This is a genomic window from Actinoplanes sp. NPDC048988 (assembly GCF_043197815.1).
GTDB lineage: Bacteria > Actinomycetota > Actinomycetes > Mycobacteriales > Micromonosporaceae > Actinoplanes.
In genome coordinates, this window is record NZ_JBICTW010000012.1 from 33,826 (window position 1) to 49,706 (window position 15,881).

A 15,881-nucleotide genomic window follows, 5' to 3' on the forward strand; every position below is an offset into this window, starting at 1 on the left:
CCGCCGCCGGGCGGCGAGGCTCGGCCTACGACCACATCAACCACCTCGCCCGGGGTACCCGCGACGCGCTTCAGCGGCGCTCAGCCCGGCGACCGGACCGCGGTCCTCGCCGGGCCGACTGGGCAGCCGCGGCAGCGTGACAAGGTATTTCTGGTCGAGCACGGTGATGGGCAGGCCCGCGCCGGCATGATGCGCGGCGTGTTGACGGCGCGTGAAAGGCCCGGGGCGGGTACGGGGACTCTTCACGGGACGCTGATGGTGGCGACCAGGCGGGCGATGTGCGCGGCCCGCTGGTCGCGGGTGTCGGGGCGGCCGGGTACGCCGGGGCGGCGCTGCCAGGGGAGTGGTCCGTCGGCCCGGCGGTATTCGACGCCGAGGGCGTCCAAGCGGAGCAGGTGGTGCCGCAGGCGGCGTTCGAAGTCGTCGAAGTCCCGGCCGGGTGGGCCCCACAGCGCCTCCGCTATCGCGCACAGGCGGGGGAAGACCAGGTAGTCGACCGTGCGGGGGGAGTCCGCGTGCTCCGTCCAGATGTTGGCCTGGCCGCCGAGAACATGCCTCGCCTCGTCCTCGGTCAGGCCCGGGGGCACCGGTTCGAGGGCGTACACGTCGCGCAGGGTCAGCGGGATCGACACCGGGATGGGCTCGTCGGGCGACTCCGACTGGCGGTAGTCCAGGTAGGCCATGTCGTCGGGGCAGGCGACCACGTCGTACCCGCGCCGGGCCGCCGCCAGTGCCCCGGTCAGGCCCCGCCAGGAGGCGATGGCCGCGCCCGGCGCCAGGTCGCCCTCCAGAATCTCGTCCCAGCCGAACAGGCGGCGGCCGGCCGCGTTCAGGTGTTCGCCGAGGCGGCCGATGAACCAGGCCTGCAAGCCCTCCTCGGTGGTCACACCCAGCTCGGCCATGCGCTGCTGGGTGCGCGGGTCGGCCCGCCACTGGTCCTTCGGGCATTCGTCGCCGCCCACGCCGATGTACCGTGACGGAAACAGCTCGAGCACCTCGTCGAGCACGCCCCGGAAGAAGTCCACGGTGGACTCCGAGGCGTTGAGGATGTTGTCGCTGATGCCCCAGCGCGTCCAGACCTCCAGCGGCTCGCCGTCGACCCCCAAGTGGGGGTACGCGGCCAGGGCGGCCTGCACGTGCCCGGGAGACTCCACCTCGGGGACGACGGTGATGAACCGTTCCGCGGCGTAGGCGACGATCTCGCGTACGTCCTCCTGCGTGTAGAACCCGCCGTGCGGACGGCCGTCGCCGGGGGCGTCCTTGCCCGCGCCGACCTGGCTTTCCCGCCGCCACGCGCCGACCTCGGTGAGCCGGGGATAGCGTTTGATCTCCAGGCGCCAGCCCTGGTCGTCGGTGAGGTGCCAGTGCAGGGTGTTGAGCCGGTGCATCGCCATCAGGTCGATGAAGCGCATGACGTCGTGCTTGGGCATGAAATGGCGTACGACATCAAGCATCGCCCCTCGCCAGGCGAAACGGGGCTTGTCGTGCACCCGGCATGCCGGAATTATCCATATCTGACCCTGCGGAGATCGCCGGTAGACCGAAGGCGGCAGCAACTGGAGGAGAGTCTGGCCGCCGTAGAACACCCCCGCCGCGCCGCCACCGGTGATCGTGACGCCGGACGAGGTGACGTCCAACCGGAACTCCTCCGCGGCGAGATCATCATCGAGGTCAAGCGCGATGGTGCCGGTCGCCGTTTCCCGCAGGGGCAGCCGCAGCGCCTGCCGCAACCAGGTGAGAACTTCGGGCAATTCGGCGGAAGCGGAGATGGTGGAGCTGTGGTCGAGGGTGAGCGAACCCTGACCGGGGACGAACGAGAGCGGAGCCGGGATCAGCAAGGTCTAGCCCTTCACGGCGCCGGCCGACATGCCGGCCACCAGATTGCGCTGGATGATCAGGAAGAACACGACGACGGGCACGGAGAACAGCACGGAGGCCGCCATCTGGCCGCCGAAGTCGGTGCCGGTGTGCGGGTTGGTGAACGAGGCCAGCCAGACCGGCAGGGTGTAGCGGCTCTGGTCCTGCATGAACGTGTACGCGAACAGGTAGTCGTTCCAGGCCGCGATGAACGCGAAGATGCCGGTCGAGATGACGCCCGGCGCCACCAGCGGGAACAGGACGCTGGTGAGGACACGCCAGGTGCTCGCGCCGTCCATCCGGGCCGCCTCCTCGATCTCGGCCGGGATGGTGACGAAGAAGCCGCGCATCACCCAGATCGAGAACGGCAGGACGGTCGCCACGTAGGCGAGCACCAGGGCCACGTACGTGCCCAGAAGGTCCAATTGGTTGAACATGACGAACATCGGGATGAGCAGGGCCGTCCCGGGCAGCATCTGCACGGCGAGGATCACCACCATGAGCAGCCGCCGCCCCCGGAACCGGAACCGGGACAGCGCCGCCGCCGCGAAGATGCCCAGCACGATGGAGACCAGCACCGTCGCCACCACCACGATGACGCTGTTGCGCAGGTTGGTCAGGAAGTGCTCCTGGGTGACCGCGTTGACGAAGTTGTCGAGGGTCGGGTGCTCCGGCACGAAGTGCGGCGTCGGCGTCATCACCTCCGGGCGCGGCTTGAAGGCGGTGTTGACCATCCAGTAGACCGGGAACGCCCAGACCAGGCAGAAGACGATCGCGATCGTGTTGGCGGCGCGTTTCACAGGTCCTCCCCGGATCGGAGCAGCCGGCGGATGTAGAGGGCGGTCAGGCCGAGCAGCAGCAGCGTGGTGACGACCGAGATGGCCGCGCCCTGTCCGATGTGGAAGCCGACGAACGCCGTCTTGTACGTGTAGACGCCGAGCGTCGACGTGGCGTCGCCCGGCCCGCCGCGGGAGATCAGCCAGATCTGGTTGAACACGTTGTAGTCCCAGATCACCGACAGGATGGTGACCAGCAGCAGCGTCGGCCGTAGATGGGTGAGGGTGATCAGGCGGTAGACGGTGAGCTCGGTGGCGCCGTCCATCCGGGCCGCCTCCAGATATTCGCGCGGGACCTGCGTCTCGGCCGCGTTCAGGGTCAGCGCGATGAACGGCACGGCCTGCCAGACGATCAGAAGCCAGATGACGGCGTACGCCCGTGCGGGGTCCTGCGTCCAGTCGGCGCTCGTGGTGTCGCCGAAGACCCGCAGCTGGTCGAGACCCCAGTTGACGACGCCGTAGCCGGGCTGGAAGAGCCAGTTCCACACCAGCGACGACGCCACGTTCGGCATGGCCCAGGCGACGATGAGCACCACCGTGACGGTGTAGCGCATCCGGCGCCCCAGGCGGGTCAGCAGGTGGGAGACGCCCATGCCGATCAGCACGCTGCCGGCCACCATGGCCGCCGTGAACAGCACCGTGCGGACCAGCGCGGCCCAGAAGGCGCCGCTGCTGAGCAGATCCGTGTACTGGTCGAGGCCGACCGAACGGTAGGCGCCGGTGAACAGGCTCCGCTGGTTGTAGTCGGTGAACGAGGTGAAGACCAGGAACCCGATCGGGGCCAGCGTCACGACGGCCAGCACCAGCCCGGCCGGGCTCAGCAGGAACAGTGGGGCGAGGTCGCGCCGTTTGCGGCCGTTCGCCGGCGAGGGAGGGGCCGGCGCGACCGGCGGGGCGCCGGCCGCGTCGGTGATCACGGTGGTCACTTACCGCCGGCGAGAGTCTCGCCGAGGTGGGCGTCGAATTCCTTACCGGCCACCTCCGGCGTCTTGGCGCCGGAGGCGACCGCCGAGAAGACCTGGTTGACGCTCTTGTCGCCCTCGAGGGTGGGCCACTGCGCGGCGGCCGGGGTCGCCTTGGACACCAGGGCCGCGGTGAAGAAGGCCCTCTGCTGCTCCTTCAGGGCCGGCTCGGCCGCCTTGATCGCCTCGGTGCTGTTCGGGATCCAGCCGTCCTTGCCGAAGACCCACTTGTCCTGCGTCTCCGGGCTGCCGGCGATCTTCGCCCACTGCAGTGCCAGGTCCTGGTCGTCGCTCTTGGTGGCGATGCCCCAGACCGATCCGCCCAGCATCACCGGCTGGTTCTTGCCCGAGACGCCGGGCAGCGGGAAGGTGCCGAGGTCGTCGGCCTTGATGGCCGGGTTGGCCTTCTGGATCAGGCCGACCGCGCCGCCGGAGGCCAGGATGGCCGAGGTCTTGCCGTCGGCGAACAGCTGGACCTGGTCGGGCTTGTCGGTGTCGAGAGTGCGGGAGGCTTCGGTGGAGTACGCGTTCTGGAAGGTCTTGAACTCGGTCAGGCCCTTCTGGCCGGCCGGCGTGGAGAAGCCGCCCTTCCAGTCGCCGCCCTCGTCGGTCGCGATGTCGCCGCCGGCGTCCCACAGGAACTGCAGGCCCGCGTACCAGTACTGGCCGGGCAGGTAGAAGGGGGAGAAGTCGGCGGCCGGGTTCTTGGCCTTCACCTTGTCGAGGGCGGCGGTGAGTTCGGTGTACGAGGTGGGCGCGGCCGTGACGCCGGCGGCGGCCCACGTCTTCTTGTTGTAGATGACCGCGCGGGCGCCGGCGAAGCCGGGCACGGCGTACAGCGCGCCGTCGACCGTCGCTGGCTCCTCCAGACCGGCCAGCCAGGTGCGGCCCTGCTTCAGATCGTCCTTGTACTTCGTCAGGTCGAGCAGGCCACCGTTGGCGGCGAAGCCGGGCACCTGGGTGTTGCCGAGGTCGAGCACATCCGGCGTGCCCGACGTGGACAGAGCCGTACTGATCTTGGTGGTGATGCCCTCCCACTGCTGCACCTGGAGATCGACCTTGGCCCCGGTGGCCTCGGTGAACTTCGCGTTGATGGCGTTCAGGGTCTCGTCGGTGTAGTCGTCGACCATGACCCAGACCGTGAGGGTCTTGCCCTCGCCGCGGGCCGTGGGCACGGCCCCCGGCGTACCACCGCCGCTGTCACCGCCGTTCCCGTCGCTGCTGCAGGCGCTCACTGTCAGAAGGGCGGCGGCGCTCAGGGCGACGGCCGCGATATAGCGGTGGGACCGCATGGTGACTCCTCAGGGGTCAGGGCTTGCTTCTCCCGCGATTGCGGGTGGGGTTCTTCTCGGGGAGCCGATGGGCGTCGACCGCGCGAACGGTCAATTCCAGGGCCTCGGCCGTACGCTCGTACGTGCGCTGGGCGACGGCGACGTAGATCATGTCGAGCACGAGCAGCTGCGAGTGCAGAGCCGCGAGCGCCGCCAGCCGGAACGTGGTCTCCTGCACCGCCGTGGTGAAGACGACGTCGGCCACCTCGGCCAGCGGGGACCGGCTGTAACTGGTGACCGCGACCGTGAGCGCGCCGTGGTCGGCGGCCTCGGCCAGGGTCTCGATGACCTCCCGGGTGCGGCCCGAGTGGGACAGGCCGATCGCCACGTCACCCGGGAGCAGCAGGGCGGCGTTGGTGAGCGCGGTGTGGCTGTCGAGCCGGTGCCACACCGGCACCCGGATGCGCTCGAGGCGGAACGCCATCTCCCGCGCCGAGGTGCCGCTGCTGCCCAGGCCGAACAGCTCGACCCGTTTCGCGCCGGCGATCGCGGCCGCGACCCGGTCGATGGCGGCCATGTCGAGCGCGGCGGCGGTGTCGTGGATGGCCCGGGTGTCGGCGGCGGTGACGACACCCAGCACGTCGGTCAGCGGATCGCTGGGCGCGATGTCGCCGCTGATGTCGGTCTCCCACCGGGCCTGCTCGGCCCGGCCGGTCTCGGTCGCGACGGCCACGCGCAGGTTGGCGTAGCCCTTGAAGCCCAGCGTGCGGCTGAACCGGGTGACCGTCGCGGTCGACGTGCCGGACCGCTCGGCCAGGTCGACGATGCTCGCGTTGGCGGCCGCCTCCGGGTCGGCCAGAATCGCCTCGGCGATCCGGGCCAGAGCCTCCGGCATGCCGGGCCCCTCGATCCGCAGGCGGCCGAGCAGGCCTCCGCTCTCACCGGTCACGTCGGTCATCCTTTTCATCGTTTGCTGTTGCCGATGAAAATTACGACCGAAGAGTGAACTAGTCAACAACTTTTGTCTGTGCTTCTATCAGGCTCATGAATTTGGTGGTCGGAGTCGACGCGGGCGGCACGTCGTCGCGCGCGGTGGTCGCCACCACCACCGGCTCCGTCGTCGGCCGCGGCCTGGCCGGCCCCGGCAACCCGCTGACGGCCGGCCCCGCCCACGCCGCCGCGGCCGTGGCCGCCGCGGTGCTCGCGGCCTTGGGCGACCACCCGCCGGAGTCGGTGGTCGCGGCCACGTTGGGCATCGCCGGCCCGGCCACGGCCACCCAGTTCGCGCCGTCGCTGGCCGCGTTGGGCGTGCGGGCCCCGGTCACGCTCGTCGGCGACGTGGTGACGGCGTTCGCCTCGGGCACCCCCGCCCCGGCCGGCGCGGTCCTGATAGCGGGCACCGGAGCGATCGCGGCCTCGGTGCGAGCCGACGCGGTGGAACGAACATCGGACGGCCTGGGCTGGCTGCTGGGCGACGAGGGCTCAGGCCGCTGGCTCGGCCTGCAAGCGATCCGCACGGCCGTACGCACGTGGTCGGCCCCGTTCGCCACCCGGATCGCCACCCAAGCCGGCGTGGGCACCGCCGACGAGATGGTCTACTGGGCCCAGTCCCTGCCCTGGAACGAGATCGGCGACCTGGCCCCCTTGGTCTGCGCCGCGGCCCGCACAGGCGACCCTCACGCGAAGGCCATAGTGGACGAAGCCGTGACCCACTTGGTGGCCACCCTCGACAACCTGGCCGCGGACGGGCCGGTAGTCCTGGGCGGCGGCCTCCTGACCGGCGACACCCCCGTCCGCGACGGCGTCCTCAAGGTCCTGCAGTCCCGGGGCCTGACCCCCCGAACCGCCCACGACCCCGCCGCCGGCGCCGCCTGGCTGGCCGCCCGCCCACTGAGCCCTCTGACCCCCACAGCTCTGCACGAGACCCTGCTCGGCTCGCGGCCTAGCTGAGCTTCCTTCGGCATATTTCCCGATAGGGCACGTCGGCCGGCGCGATCTCCTGCCATCGCTTCTGGCTGAGCGGCGTCTTGACCAGCTCGCAGGCCACATCCCGGGGTTCTCTCTCGGGGAGCCGCGGCTGTGGTTCGAATGGCTGGGCGGACATCATGGTTCCCGAATCGTCCCAGGACGCAGTGCCGTGTTCCATGAGGCCCCACCCGCCACCGTCCGCGAGAGTGACCGCGGAGACGTAGTACCGTCGGGACCGCTCCTGCGGGGTGTCGCCCCGGTCCGGCAGGTCGTACACGATGGTCGCCGCTCGGTCGTCGGCGTAGACGACGTGGCGTCCCGTGATCGAGGCCCACTTACCGTCGTACAGGGCGCCCAGGGAGGTGACCCTCGGCCTTCCGCGGAGATGCCACAGATCGACCGTGAAGTCGTCCTTCACCTGCTGCTCCAGCAACACCCAGGATTGCGTCGCGTCGATCTGATCCGATTCGATGAATTCGCTGGCTTCCCCGGAGATCGGGTTGCCGGCAAGCTCGGCGACCTCTCGTGGGTCGCTCGCGATGTCCCATAGGATCGTCGTCGGTGCCTCATGGTCAGCGGCCATGAAAGCCCATTGCCGGGTCAGGGCGATCCAGGGCTCGGAGCCGGTGCCGACGGCCCCTACGTCATGGACCTTGGGCGGATCCGGCCGTATGTCGACCAGCGCGATGCTGCCATCGGTCCGGACAGCGGCGACCACATGGTCACTTTCGCCGGCCACTACCTCGTCGACGCCGGCCAGAAACTCCTCTTCGGCCGGCCGGGCGGTGTGTTCGTCGATCAGCCACCGATCCACCAGTCCCGAGTGGTGCACCACCGCAAGCGATTCATCCGGCAATTCGACGAGATCTTCAACGTCGTCGCCGAGAGGGATGTCGCGCTGTCGCGCCCCCTGCTCGTAGAGCGCCGCCATGCCGCCGGCCTGGGAGATGGCGAACCATGCGGAGCCGAGCTTCGCGTCGTCGGTGGCGAGCGCCCCCAGAGCGATGTCCCGGCCTGATCTGAGAATCCGAACCGTGGGAACGTCGTTGCTCAGGGACTCCACCAGTCCGGCTGACCGCAACGGGTGATCCTGCAACCAGCTGAACTCGCCTATGTGCTGTGGCGGACCGGACCCGTCGAGCCGTTGAACCTCCATGTCGCCGCCGGGTCGCTGATAGACGATCCATTCGCCGGTGACGTTCGGCAGCGTTTTGTTGTCGTCCGTCAGCCCGATCTTGACAGGCGCGGCTCGGGGGCGGCGAAGGTCGGACACGTAGGTGAACCCGTCGGCACCTTTGTAGACCATCCAAAAGGATTGTAAAAGGGTGACCTTCTCGACGTCGGCCGACAGAACGGTCGCGGACGGCAGCGCTTTTTCGAAGTCGACCATCAGGTAGCCGCCACCACCGTCGACCGCCAGCACCGCGAAGCGGTCGTCGACCGCTGCCTCGGTCGCCGGCCCCGCGGACAGGACGATGGAAGTAGGCCGGACGGCGCTCAAGTCCCAGGCCCGCGCCGGTTGCCCCGCGCCGCTCGTGATCGCCCAATGTCCGACCTTCGTCACACCGGGCGAACGCATGCGGGGTACACCGGCCGGCGTTTGCAGGACGGTGCCCAGTTCGTTCTTCGCGCTGGGATCGGGATCGATCTCGGCCCCGGCGATGCGCAGTCGCAGGGCGTCGTCGGGGGCGATCGCCTCGATCCTGTCGGCCGCGAGATCGAGCTTGTAGGCCTGCGTGCTGTGCGTGCGCTCGATATATCCGGTGACCTGTTCGCGAACCACCGGCACGGTCAGTGTGCCGATGACCAGGGGCACGACAACGCAGGCCACCGCCGTGCCGGCCCGTGAGCGCCAGACCCGTGCGCGCTCAGAACTCGATTGAGTCTCGAGGTCCTGGAATTCGCGTGCCTCCCGAGCGGGCCGCATCCGATGGCGGACTTTCGGTTCACCGGCCAGGTGACGTTGCACCAGGTCGTGGCGGAACTGGTAGACCGGTCCCACCTGCCGCAGGATGCCGCGCTGGTGCGCGCCGTCGAGGAATCCCATCAGCCGCCACGGCAGGCGTCCCCAGACCGCCAGCCATGCCCGGGCCACTGTGTACGACGTCCACGGCGATCCGGCGCCCAGCAGAACCGAGCCGAAGACGGCCAGCCCGCCGAACCCGGCCGGGCCTGTGGACGGTCCGCCCCAATGGCCCGAGAAGACCAGCAGTTCGGGATCTACCCGGTGCACGATCGCGAGTCCGGCTCCCGCCGAGACTCCGGCCGCCAAGGCGACGGTCAGGCAGGTGACGCGGTCGCTGCGCAGCACCGAGCGTGGTGAGACCGGCGCCTGATCGTCCAACGGGGTGGTAAGCCATCGCCCGATGCCGATCGGAACGCCGATACCCACGGTGATGGCCAAGAGGGTCCACAGGGCGAGCGGGCCGCCGGTGACCACGACGGTGACCCACGGGTTGGTATCGGTGGCAAGCTCGTCGACACCGATGAACAGTCCGACCAGCGCACCGACGGGAACCGCCAGGGCGAGCCCGGTGACGATCCCGGACAGCAGCTGTGCGGCAGGGTGCGCAGATTCCATGAGGGCCGGGTCGGCAGTGCCTTGCGCCAGGTGCTCAGCACGGTGTTAATCAAGCTGAACGCGCTCGCCAGGGCCGCGACGAAGATCGCGTCCTCGATTGCCGTGAGCGGGTCGACCGAGCCGCCGAGGTCGAAGGCGTCGATCGTGTCAGCGACCATCCCGACTGGGTTGACGGACACGCCGCTCTCGACGCGCCGGGCGACCTCGGCGACGGTGGTGACAAGCACGACGGCGGCCAGAGCGTCGCGGGCTGTGGTCGCCAGCACGTGGCCGGCGCGGCGAAGCCGTGCCATGTCGTCCACGTCGCGCCGGACCCGGCTGCGGCCCGCGCCGAGGCCCGAGACGATGCCCGCACCCAGGCCGAGGGCGGCACCCAACTCGGCGTTGTCGACCGCGTCAACCGGGAACGGCTTGATCAGGGCACAGCTGACCGCCCCCACCAAGCCGATCACGAAGGTCACCGTGCCGACGATCACCGCCGTCGGTACGGCCCGTGGCAGGTCCCACCAGGCCAGGGTCGGGCTGAACAGGCGATGTTCCAGATGGCGGGCCAGGGTCGCCAGCCACCGCTCCGGGCCGCGGGCCTTCTCCCGGCCGCCGTAGGCGCCGACGACGAACTGGTCGAGCAGGTGGCTTTCGGCCTCGGCCCGCGACGTCAGATGCGTCAGCTCGTCCGGGTCGCTCGCGCTGGGACCGTAGACCGCTCGCGCCAAGGCGATCATCAATGGGGTCGACAGCGCCTCGGAGAGCCAGCCGCCCGGCGAGGCCCGCATGATTCGGGTGACCTTCTCCCACCGGCGGCTGCCGGCCGGCTCGGCGCCGGTCAGGAACTCGATGGCGTCCTCGACCGTCACCGGGCTGATTGTGACCTCGGCGGCCATCGGCAGACGGCCGACCTCGGCCTCGATCTCCTCGTACTGGGCCGCCCGGCAGGACACCACAGTGTTCAAGCCGTTGCGGGTGGCCACGTCGCCGAGCTTGCGCGCCGCCGCCGCGCGCAGCGCCCGCGGCATTTCGTCCAGGCCGTCGAGCACGAGGAGTACACGGTCATGGTCGACCAGCGCCCGGGCGGCGTCCGGACCGTACTTCTGCTCGTTGGCCAGCTCCGGATACGTGTCGCTGATCCACTCGGCCGCCCAGCCGCGAAGGTCTTGTCTGTCGGGGCGCCATCCGGCCAACGGCAGCAGCACCGGGACCTTTTCGCCCGGCTCCAGCGCCGCCATGGTGAACAGCAGGGCCAGGGTGGTCTTGCCTGAGCCCGGCGCGCCGAGAATCAGCAGTTGCCGGGTGGTCAGCGCGCGGAACTGCCGCACCATTCCGGCCGCCGGTACCCGGTCGGCCGGCTCCAGCAGTTGCCCGTCGGTCACCACGGCGGCCGTCTCGCCAGCCGGCCGCTCGGTGAGTATCCAGCGCAGGCGCAGTGGCCGGGGATGCTCGAGCCGCCGGGTGGCGATTTCCTGCTCCCACTGCCGGCGGACCCGATGACGAAGCACGTCGGCGGCGGCGGTCAAGCGGTCGGCCGGCGCCGCCGCGGACGTCTGCGCCCGCACTCCGAAATAGATCGCCACGACCAACGACAGGAAGCCCACGACGGCCGAACCCGCGCTGGCGAGCGCGTCGGTGGCGGCGCGCACATTGGCGGGGCCGAATCCGAGACTCAGCAGGAAGGCGGCCAGGGACACCGCCACGGCGACCCCGCAGATCGTCCACTTGGCCGTGACGCTGACCCGCCGGGGTATGCCCACGCCTCATGATTGCGCATGAGCGGCCGGGCGGCCACGGGAGAGACGGACGATCGACGGGAATCGCTGACGGGGCGGTTTCAGCCGGCGAGGGACTTCAGTTCGGCGATCAGGCGGAGGTGGCTGTCGATGCCGTCCGGGGCCAGGTTGTAGAACAGGACGTGGTCGACGCCGGTGCCCTCGAGGCGTTTGAGGTCTTCGGCGATCTCGGTGGGGGAGCCGCCGAGGAACGGGCGGGCGTCGCCCAAGGGGTCGGCGGTGATCGGGACGTTGGCTCGGGCGGTGACGGTCAGGGTGGCCGGGTCGCGGCCGTTCTCGCGGGCGGTGTCGCGGAACGTGCGGGCGGCCTCGGTGAGTTGTTCGTACGAGAACGCGTTGGGGTTGACGCCGTCGGCGATCCGTGCCGCCCGGGCCTGGCCGGCGGGGGTGGCGGCGCCGATGATGATGGGCAGGTGGGGCTGGACCGGTTTGGGGTTCACCTCGGACGCCTCGATCTCGTAGAAGCGTCCCGCGTATTCGACCGGGTCGGGTCCCCAGCACGCGCGCATGGCCTCGACGACCTCGTCCAGGCCGGCGCCGCGCCGTTTGAGGGGCACGTTGGCGGTGGCGAACTCCTGCGGCATCCAGCCCTGGCCGAGACCGGCGATGACCCGGCCCTCACTGAACTGGTCGAGGGTGGCGAACCGCCGGGCCAGCACCACGGGCGGATGGAACAGGGCGTCGACGATACTGGTGCCCAGCTTGATCCGCTCGGTCACCGCGGCCACGAACGACAGCGTCTCGATCGGTTCGTACGTGAGCCGGTAGTCCTCGGGGATGCGTTGCAGCTTCCCGTCCGCGCCGGGCATGAGGGGCGCCAGCGGCCGCAGCAGACGTTCGTACGTCCACAGTGCCGCGTACCCGAGCTGTTCCGCCTCCCGCGCCACCCGGAGGATGTTGGTCTTGGAGGCCAGCGAACCTGATGTCGGCAGTGCCATTCCCAGTTCCATCCCCGTCACTTTACGTGTGGGACCTCTCCTCGTTAAGCGGCAATCCGACTGCTTACGGCTTGAGGAAACCCTTCCAGGCGATGAGCACGTACATGACGTTCGAGAACACAAAGATCAACAGCAGGAGCCAGGCCACCGCACGCCGGCCCTTTCGTGAGAAGAACGCGGCCAGCCCGGCGAACCGGCCGCCGACGTGAACCGTCGGCGGCGTGACCGAGCCGCTTTCCGGCTTCGGCGGGTCCGGCGTCGTGGCTGTCCTCACCTGCCGCTTGGAGTCGAGGATCTCCGCGCGGAGTTGCTTGACGAGAGCCTCGGTACGAGCTTCGCCGGCTCGGGCGCGGTCGAGTTCGCCGGTCACCTGCAGTAGGGCGGATCGGGCCGCCGTACGGTCGGCCTCCGCCGTCCGCTGCTCCCGTTCCGCAACGGCCCGGGCGTCCTGCGCGGCGCGTACGTCACGGGCCATGGCCGCGATGCGCAGGTCTGCCTGTCTGCCGAGGTCGCGGGCGTCTGATCGGGCGGACTCGAGGCTCTCTCGTAAAGTGGCGGCCTCGGAGCGCAGCCGATCCACGTGGTCCTCAAGCTGGTCCGCGAAGCCTTGCTTTGCGGCCAGCTCCTTGCGAAGCTCACTCAGCTCTGTCTGGTTTGCGGTGATTTCCGCACGTAAATTCTTGACCAGCTCGCTCTGATCATCGTCCAGATTGGCTTTGAGGCGGGCGCTGCGGGCGAGCGCCGCATCGCGTTCGGATGTCAGGCGCGCGACCTCGTGGACCAGGAAGGCGCGGTGAGCCGGATTGCGGCTCAGGGCGATGCGGCCACCCAGCCCTGTTTCCGCCTTCTGCGGACGCGGGCGTTCCTTGGCCAGCAGGCGCTGCCAGGCGTACCGGTAAAGGGTCTCGACGTCGAGCAGTTCCGGACCATCCGGGATGCCGGTGGTCAGAGCCTCGACCAGCACGCCGGTGAAGGCGGTGAGATCTTCGTCGGGTGGGGCGAGGGCCGTCCGGGTGCGCGCCGAGGCGGTCAACACGCAGGTGCCGTCGATGTCGAGGAGGCGCCGGATGGCGTCGTCGCCGGTTTGCGAGCCCATCCGGGCCAGGGCGCGCCCGCTGTAGCAGCAGTCGAGGATGACGACTTTGCGGCGGGCCTTCCGCGCCTTGAGAATCTCGCGGCGGATCCAGCTGTACGGCATGCCCGTCCGGTAGGCGGAGTCGGGCCGGGAGTCGGGCAGCGCGAGATAGAGCTCGTCGTCCGTCGCGTCGGCGTCGATCAGCCCGTGACCGGCGTAGTAGAAGACCAGGGTGTCCGTCACCTCGGCCGCCGCTTCCTCCAGCGCGTCGTACACCGCCGCGCTCGCGGCTGGATTGCGGATCTCGACGCAGTTCGACGCGGGCAGTCCCCATCGGCTCGGATCTTGGAACAGCGACGCCAGCCGGGTCAAATTTTCCCTGACCGAGGGCAGTGCTTCGAGTTTCTGGTACGCGTCGACGCCGACCAGGATGGCCCGCGAGCCGCCGAGGTCGGGCAGGACACTGTCATCACTCATGGGCCTCCCCGGTTCCGGCGGCGCCCGGCGGTTTCTCGAGCCGGGCCGCCAGCTCGGCCACCTGTTCGGGCGAGCCACCCTCGATGACCACCACGGTGCCTTCGTGCTCGATGTGCACCGATGTCGGCGTCTGGCGGGTGTTGCGCCAAGCCGCGACGGCGACCAGCAGATTGACCAGAGCGATCCCGTTGCTGACCAAGGCCGTGATCAATTCGAATGAGCCGGCCGACATCTCGTGCGCGGCGTCGCCCCGGACGATGCCGATCTTGCTTTCTCGGGAGACTTCGTCGTCCTGGAGCCAGGTGAACAACGCCGCCGCGGATCCGTTTTCATCGCTATTGATCCACATTCTTACGTCCAAGGAAGCCGCTCCCATCCAGCGTCGCTCTGAACGAGGGAATTATGCCACCGGCAGCCCACCCGCCCGTTTCAGCGGATATTTACCCGCAATTCGCGGCCGGCGCAATCGTGCATTCGCCGCGATGGAAAGGCTGATGGTCCGGTGGCGTGCCGCCGGAACGCCGGGCCGATTGCCGCATACGGCATGTGGTGCTTTGCGGCTTTTGGTAGGCATGGGGGATGATCCGGCCACGCCGTCTTGCTGCCCTGACCATGCTTGTCGCCGTGGCGCTGGCGCTGCTTCCCGGGCCGGCCGGGGCGGCCCCGGCCGATGTCGAGGGTGAGGTTCAGCTTCGGAACCTCACGCTGGCGGCCGGCGGGGGCACCGTCGAGGAGGGGCTGCCCGTGCTCCTGTTCGCCGACGAGGCGGGCTGGGCCGACAGCGTCACCCTGACCTTCGACACGTCCCAGGTGAATGTGGCCGAGGTCGAGGTCGGGCCGGATTGCGACACCGGGGCTGTCCTGCGGTGCGTGGTGCCCGGTCCGCACCGGGTCTACGAGCGTCCCGGCGAGGATGGCGTCTACGGCTATTCGACACTTTCCCCGTTGTGGCTCAGCCTCACTCCCAAGGCGGGCGCGGCGGCCGGCGACAGCGGCACCCTGTCCGTCGCGACGTCCGTCGACGGTGGGGCCGCGACCACCGAGACCGCCACGATCCGCATCGGTGAGGGTGTCGATCTGACGGCCGTCGACGACGAGCCCATGACCGTCGCGCCCGGCGGGTCCGTGACGCTGCGGCCCCGGGTGCGCAACAGCGGCCCCACGCCGGTCGACGGGCTGACCGCCCTTTTCCACGGTGACGACGAGGCTCTGGCCGGCACCAACTTCGGCAACTGCGTTTACGGGTACGCCATGGTCTGCACCTTCGACACCAGGTTGACCCCGGGTGCCACGTACCGAATCTCCGAGCCTTTCACGCTCAGCGTGCCCAAGGACGCCGTGGCGGGCAGCCAGACGTCGCTCGGGGTGCAGTGGCTGACCGCCGCCGAATGGGAGGACTGGCAGGGCGGCGAGGGCGAGCGGCCGGGCACCGGGCCCGACCTCGAGCTCGAGGAGGTCTCCGTGTCCGCCGCCGGGGTGCCCCAGGCCGACACCGACAAGGACGACAACGGCTCGTCCACCACAGTGACCGTCACCGGCGGCCGGCGCACCGACGTGGTGGCGCTCGGCGCGACCGTTCCGGGCACGGCCGGGAACCACACCATCGCGGTCGGGTTCGTCAATCAGGGCCCCGGAACGTTGCGCTACCCGCCCTTCCTGAACAACGCGGCCTTCGTACGGGTGAGCCTGCCCGCACCGATGTCCGTCGTCACCGCCGACGAGCGCTGCACCTCGCTGGCCGGCGAGTACGCGGCGCCGCCGTCGGCCGCCGTCCTTCCGGACGAGTACTCGTGCAACCTGCGCTCGCTGACGCTGCGGCCGGGGCAACAGGTCAAATTCGCCTTCACTGTACGGATGGCGGAGGCCGTCCACGACGACAAGGGGCTCGTCCAGGTCGACCTGTTCACCGACGGCGAGAGCGTCGACCGCGACCTGCGCAACAACCTCGCCGAGATCAGGGTGACGGAAATCCCCGGCGGCGGTGGCGGCGGTGGACTACCGATCACCGGCGCCGCCGCGGCCACGATCGCCGGCTGGGGGATCGTCCTCGTGCTGGCCGGGGCGGCCGTCGTCGCGGCGCTGCGCCGCCGTACAGCTCACCGATGAGTTCGGGCGGCCCGTCAGGTCTGACAGGT

The 15,881-nt window shown here is 69.8% G+C and carries 11 protein-coding genes; 2 read left to right on the plus strand and 9 right to left on the minus strand.

What is annotated here, in order from left to right:
* Positions 1 to 242: 242 nt before the first annotated feature.
* From ACGFJ7_RS30715 to ACGFJ7_RS30735, 5 genes are read right to left on the minus strand one after another with little or no spacing between them, the layout of a single operon-like run.
* The gene (locus tag ACGFJ7_RS30715) at positions 243 to 1,838 is read right to left on the minus strand and encodes a beta-N-acetylhexosaminidase (RefSeq protein ID WP_360254866.1); all 1,596 of its coding nucleotides are present in this window, start codon (positions 1,836 to 1,838) and stop codon (positions 243 to 245) included.
* 3 nt (positions 1,839 to 1,841) lie between these two features.
* Positions 1,842 to 2,657: a carbohydrate ABC transporter permease gene (locus tag ACGFJ7_RS30720; protein WP_392645185.1), complete on the minus strand. Its 816-nt coding sequence runs from the start codon at positions 2,655 to 2,657 to the stop codon at positions 1,842 to 1,844.
* Positions 2,654 to 3,610, minus strand: coding sequence for a carbohydrate ABC transporter permease (locus ACGFJ7_RS30725; protein ID WP_392645186.1), 957 nt, complete (start codon positions 3,608 to 3,610; stop codon positions 2,654 to 2,656). Before ACGFJ7_RS30725 ends, ACGFJ7_RS30720 begins: the two co-directional genes overlap by 4 nt.
* A gap of 5 nt (positions 3,611 to 3,615) precedes the next feature.
* Complete coding sequence (locus ACGFJ7_RS30730) at positions 3,616 to 4,947, minus strand: extracellular solute-binding protein (RefSeq protein ID WP_392645188.1); 1,332 nt, start codon at positions 4,945 to 4,947, stop codon at positions 3,616 to 3,618.
* A gap of 16 nt (positions 4,948 to 4,963) precedes the next feature.
* On the minus strand, positions 4,964 to 5,884 hold the full coding sequence (locus tag ACGFJ7_RS30735) for a MurR/RpiR family transcriptional regulator (RefSeq protein ID WP_360254858.1): 921 nt from the start codon (positions 5,882 to 5,884) through the stop codon (positions 4,964 to 4,966).
* Positions 5,885 to 5,970: 86 nt separating this feature from the next.
* Here ACGFJ7_RS30735 and ACGFJ7_RS30740 point away from each other — a divergent pair, with 86 nt between their 5' ends.
* Complete coding sequence (locus ACGFJ7_RS30740) at positions 5,971 to 6,876, plus strand: N-acetylglucosamine kinase (protein WP_392645190.1); 906 nt, start codon at positions 5,971 to 5,973, stop codon at positions 6,874 to 6,876.
* Between the two features lie 2,298 nt (positions 6,877 to 9,174).
* On the opposite strand, the gene ACGFJ7_RS30745 is transcribed toward ACGFJ7_RS30740, so the two are convergent.
* The 4 genes from ACGFJ7_RS30745 to ACGFJ7_RS30760 all read right to left on the minus strand — a co-directional run bounded on the left by ACGFJ7_RS30745 (position 9,175) and on the right by ACGFJ7_RS30760 (position 14,122).
* The gene (locus ACGFJ7_RS30745; RefSeq protein ID WP_392645192.1) at positions 9,175 to 11,220 is read right to left on the minus strand and encodes an NACHT domain-containing protein; all 2,046 of its coding nucleotides are present in this window, start codon (positions 11,218 to 11,220) and stop codon (positions 9,175 to 9,177) included.
* A gap of 77 nt (positions 11,221 to 11,297) precedes the next feature.
* A complete protein-coding gene (locus ACGFJ7_RS30750; protein WP_392645194.1) occupies positions 11,298 to 12,206 on the minus strand; it encodes a TIGR03619 family F420-dependent LLM class oxidoreductase in 909 nt (302 codons plus the stop codon).
* A gap of 52 nt (positions 12,207 to 12,258) precedes the next feature.
* Positions 12,259 to 13,746 (minus strand): caspase family protein, encoded by a 1,488-nt coding sequence (locus tag ACGFJ7_RS30755; protein ID WP_392645196.1) that lies wholly within the window; start codon positions 13,744 to 13,746, stop codon positions 12,259 to 12,261.
* Entirely contained in the window at positions 13,739 to 14,122 is a 384-nt protein-coding gene (locus ACGFJ7_RS30760) for a hypothetical protein (protein ID WP_392645197.1), read from the minus strand. Before ACGFJ7_RS30760 ends, ACGFJ7_RS30755 begins: the two co-directional genes overlap by 8 nt.
* Before the next feature lie 203 nt (positions 14,123 to 14,325).
* On the opposite strand from ACGFJ7_RS30760, the gene ACGFJ7_RS30765 reads away from it, so the two are divergent.
* Positions 14,326 to 15,852, plus strand: a complete 1,527-nt coding sequence (locus ACGFJ7_RS30765) for a hypothetical protein (RefSeq protein ID WP_392645199.1) — start codon at positions 14,326 to 14,328, stop codon at positions 15,850 to 15,852.
* Positions 15,853 to 15,881 lie beyond the last annotated feature (29 nt).

Coding starts and splice junctions, on each gene's coding strand:
- ACGFJ7_RS30750 (WP_392645194.1), bottom strand. CDS start 12,206: ATGGAACTGGGAATGGCACTGCCGACATCAGGTTCGCTGGCCTCCAAG.
- ACGFJ7_RS30755 (WP_392645196.1), bottom strand. CDS start 13,746: ATGAGTGATGACAGTGTCCTGCCCGACCTCGGCGGCTCGCGGGCCATC.
- ACGFJ7_RS30765 (WP_392645199.1), top strand. CDS start 14,326: ATGATCCGGCCACGCCGTCTTGCTGCCCTGACCATGCTTGTCGCCGTG.
- ACGFJ7_RS30760 (WP_392645197.1), bottom strand. CDS start 14,122: ATGGGAGCGGCTTCCTTGGACGTAAGAATGTGGATCAATAGCGATGAA.
- ACGFJ7_RS30740 (WP_392645190.1), top strand. CDS start 5,971: ATGAATTTGGTGGTCGGAGTCGACGCGGGCGGCACGTCGTCGCGCGCG.
- ACGFJ7_RS30730 (WP_392645188.1), bottom strand. CDS start 4,947: ATGCGGTCCCACCGCTATATCGCGGCCGTCGCCCTGAGCGCCGCCGCC.
- ACGFJ7_RS30735 (WP_360254858.1), bottom strand. CDS start 5,884: ATGACCGACGTGACCGGTGAGAGCGGAGGCCTGCTCGGCCGCCTGCGG.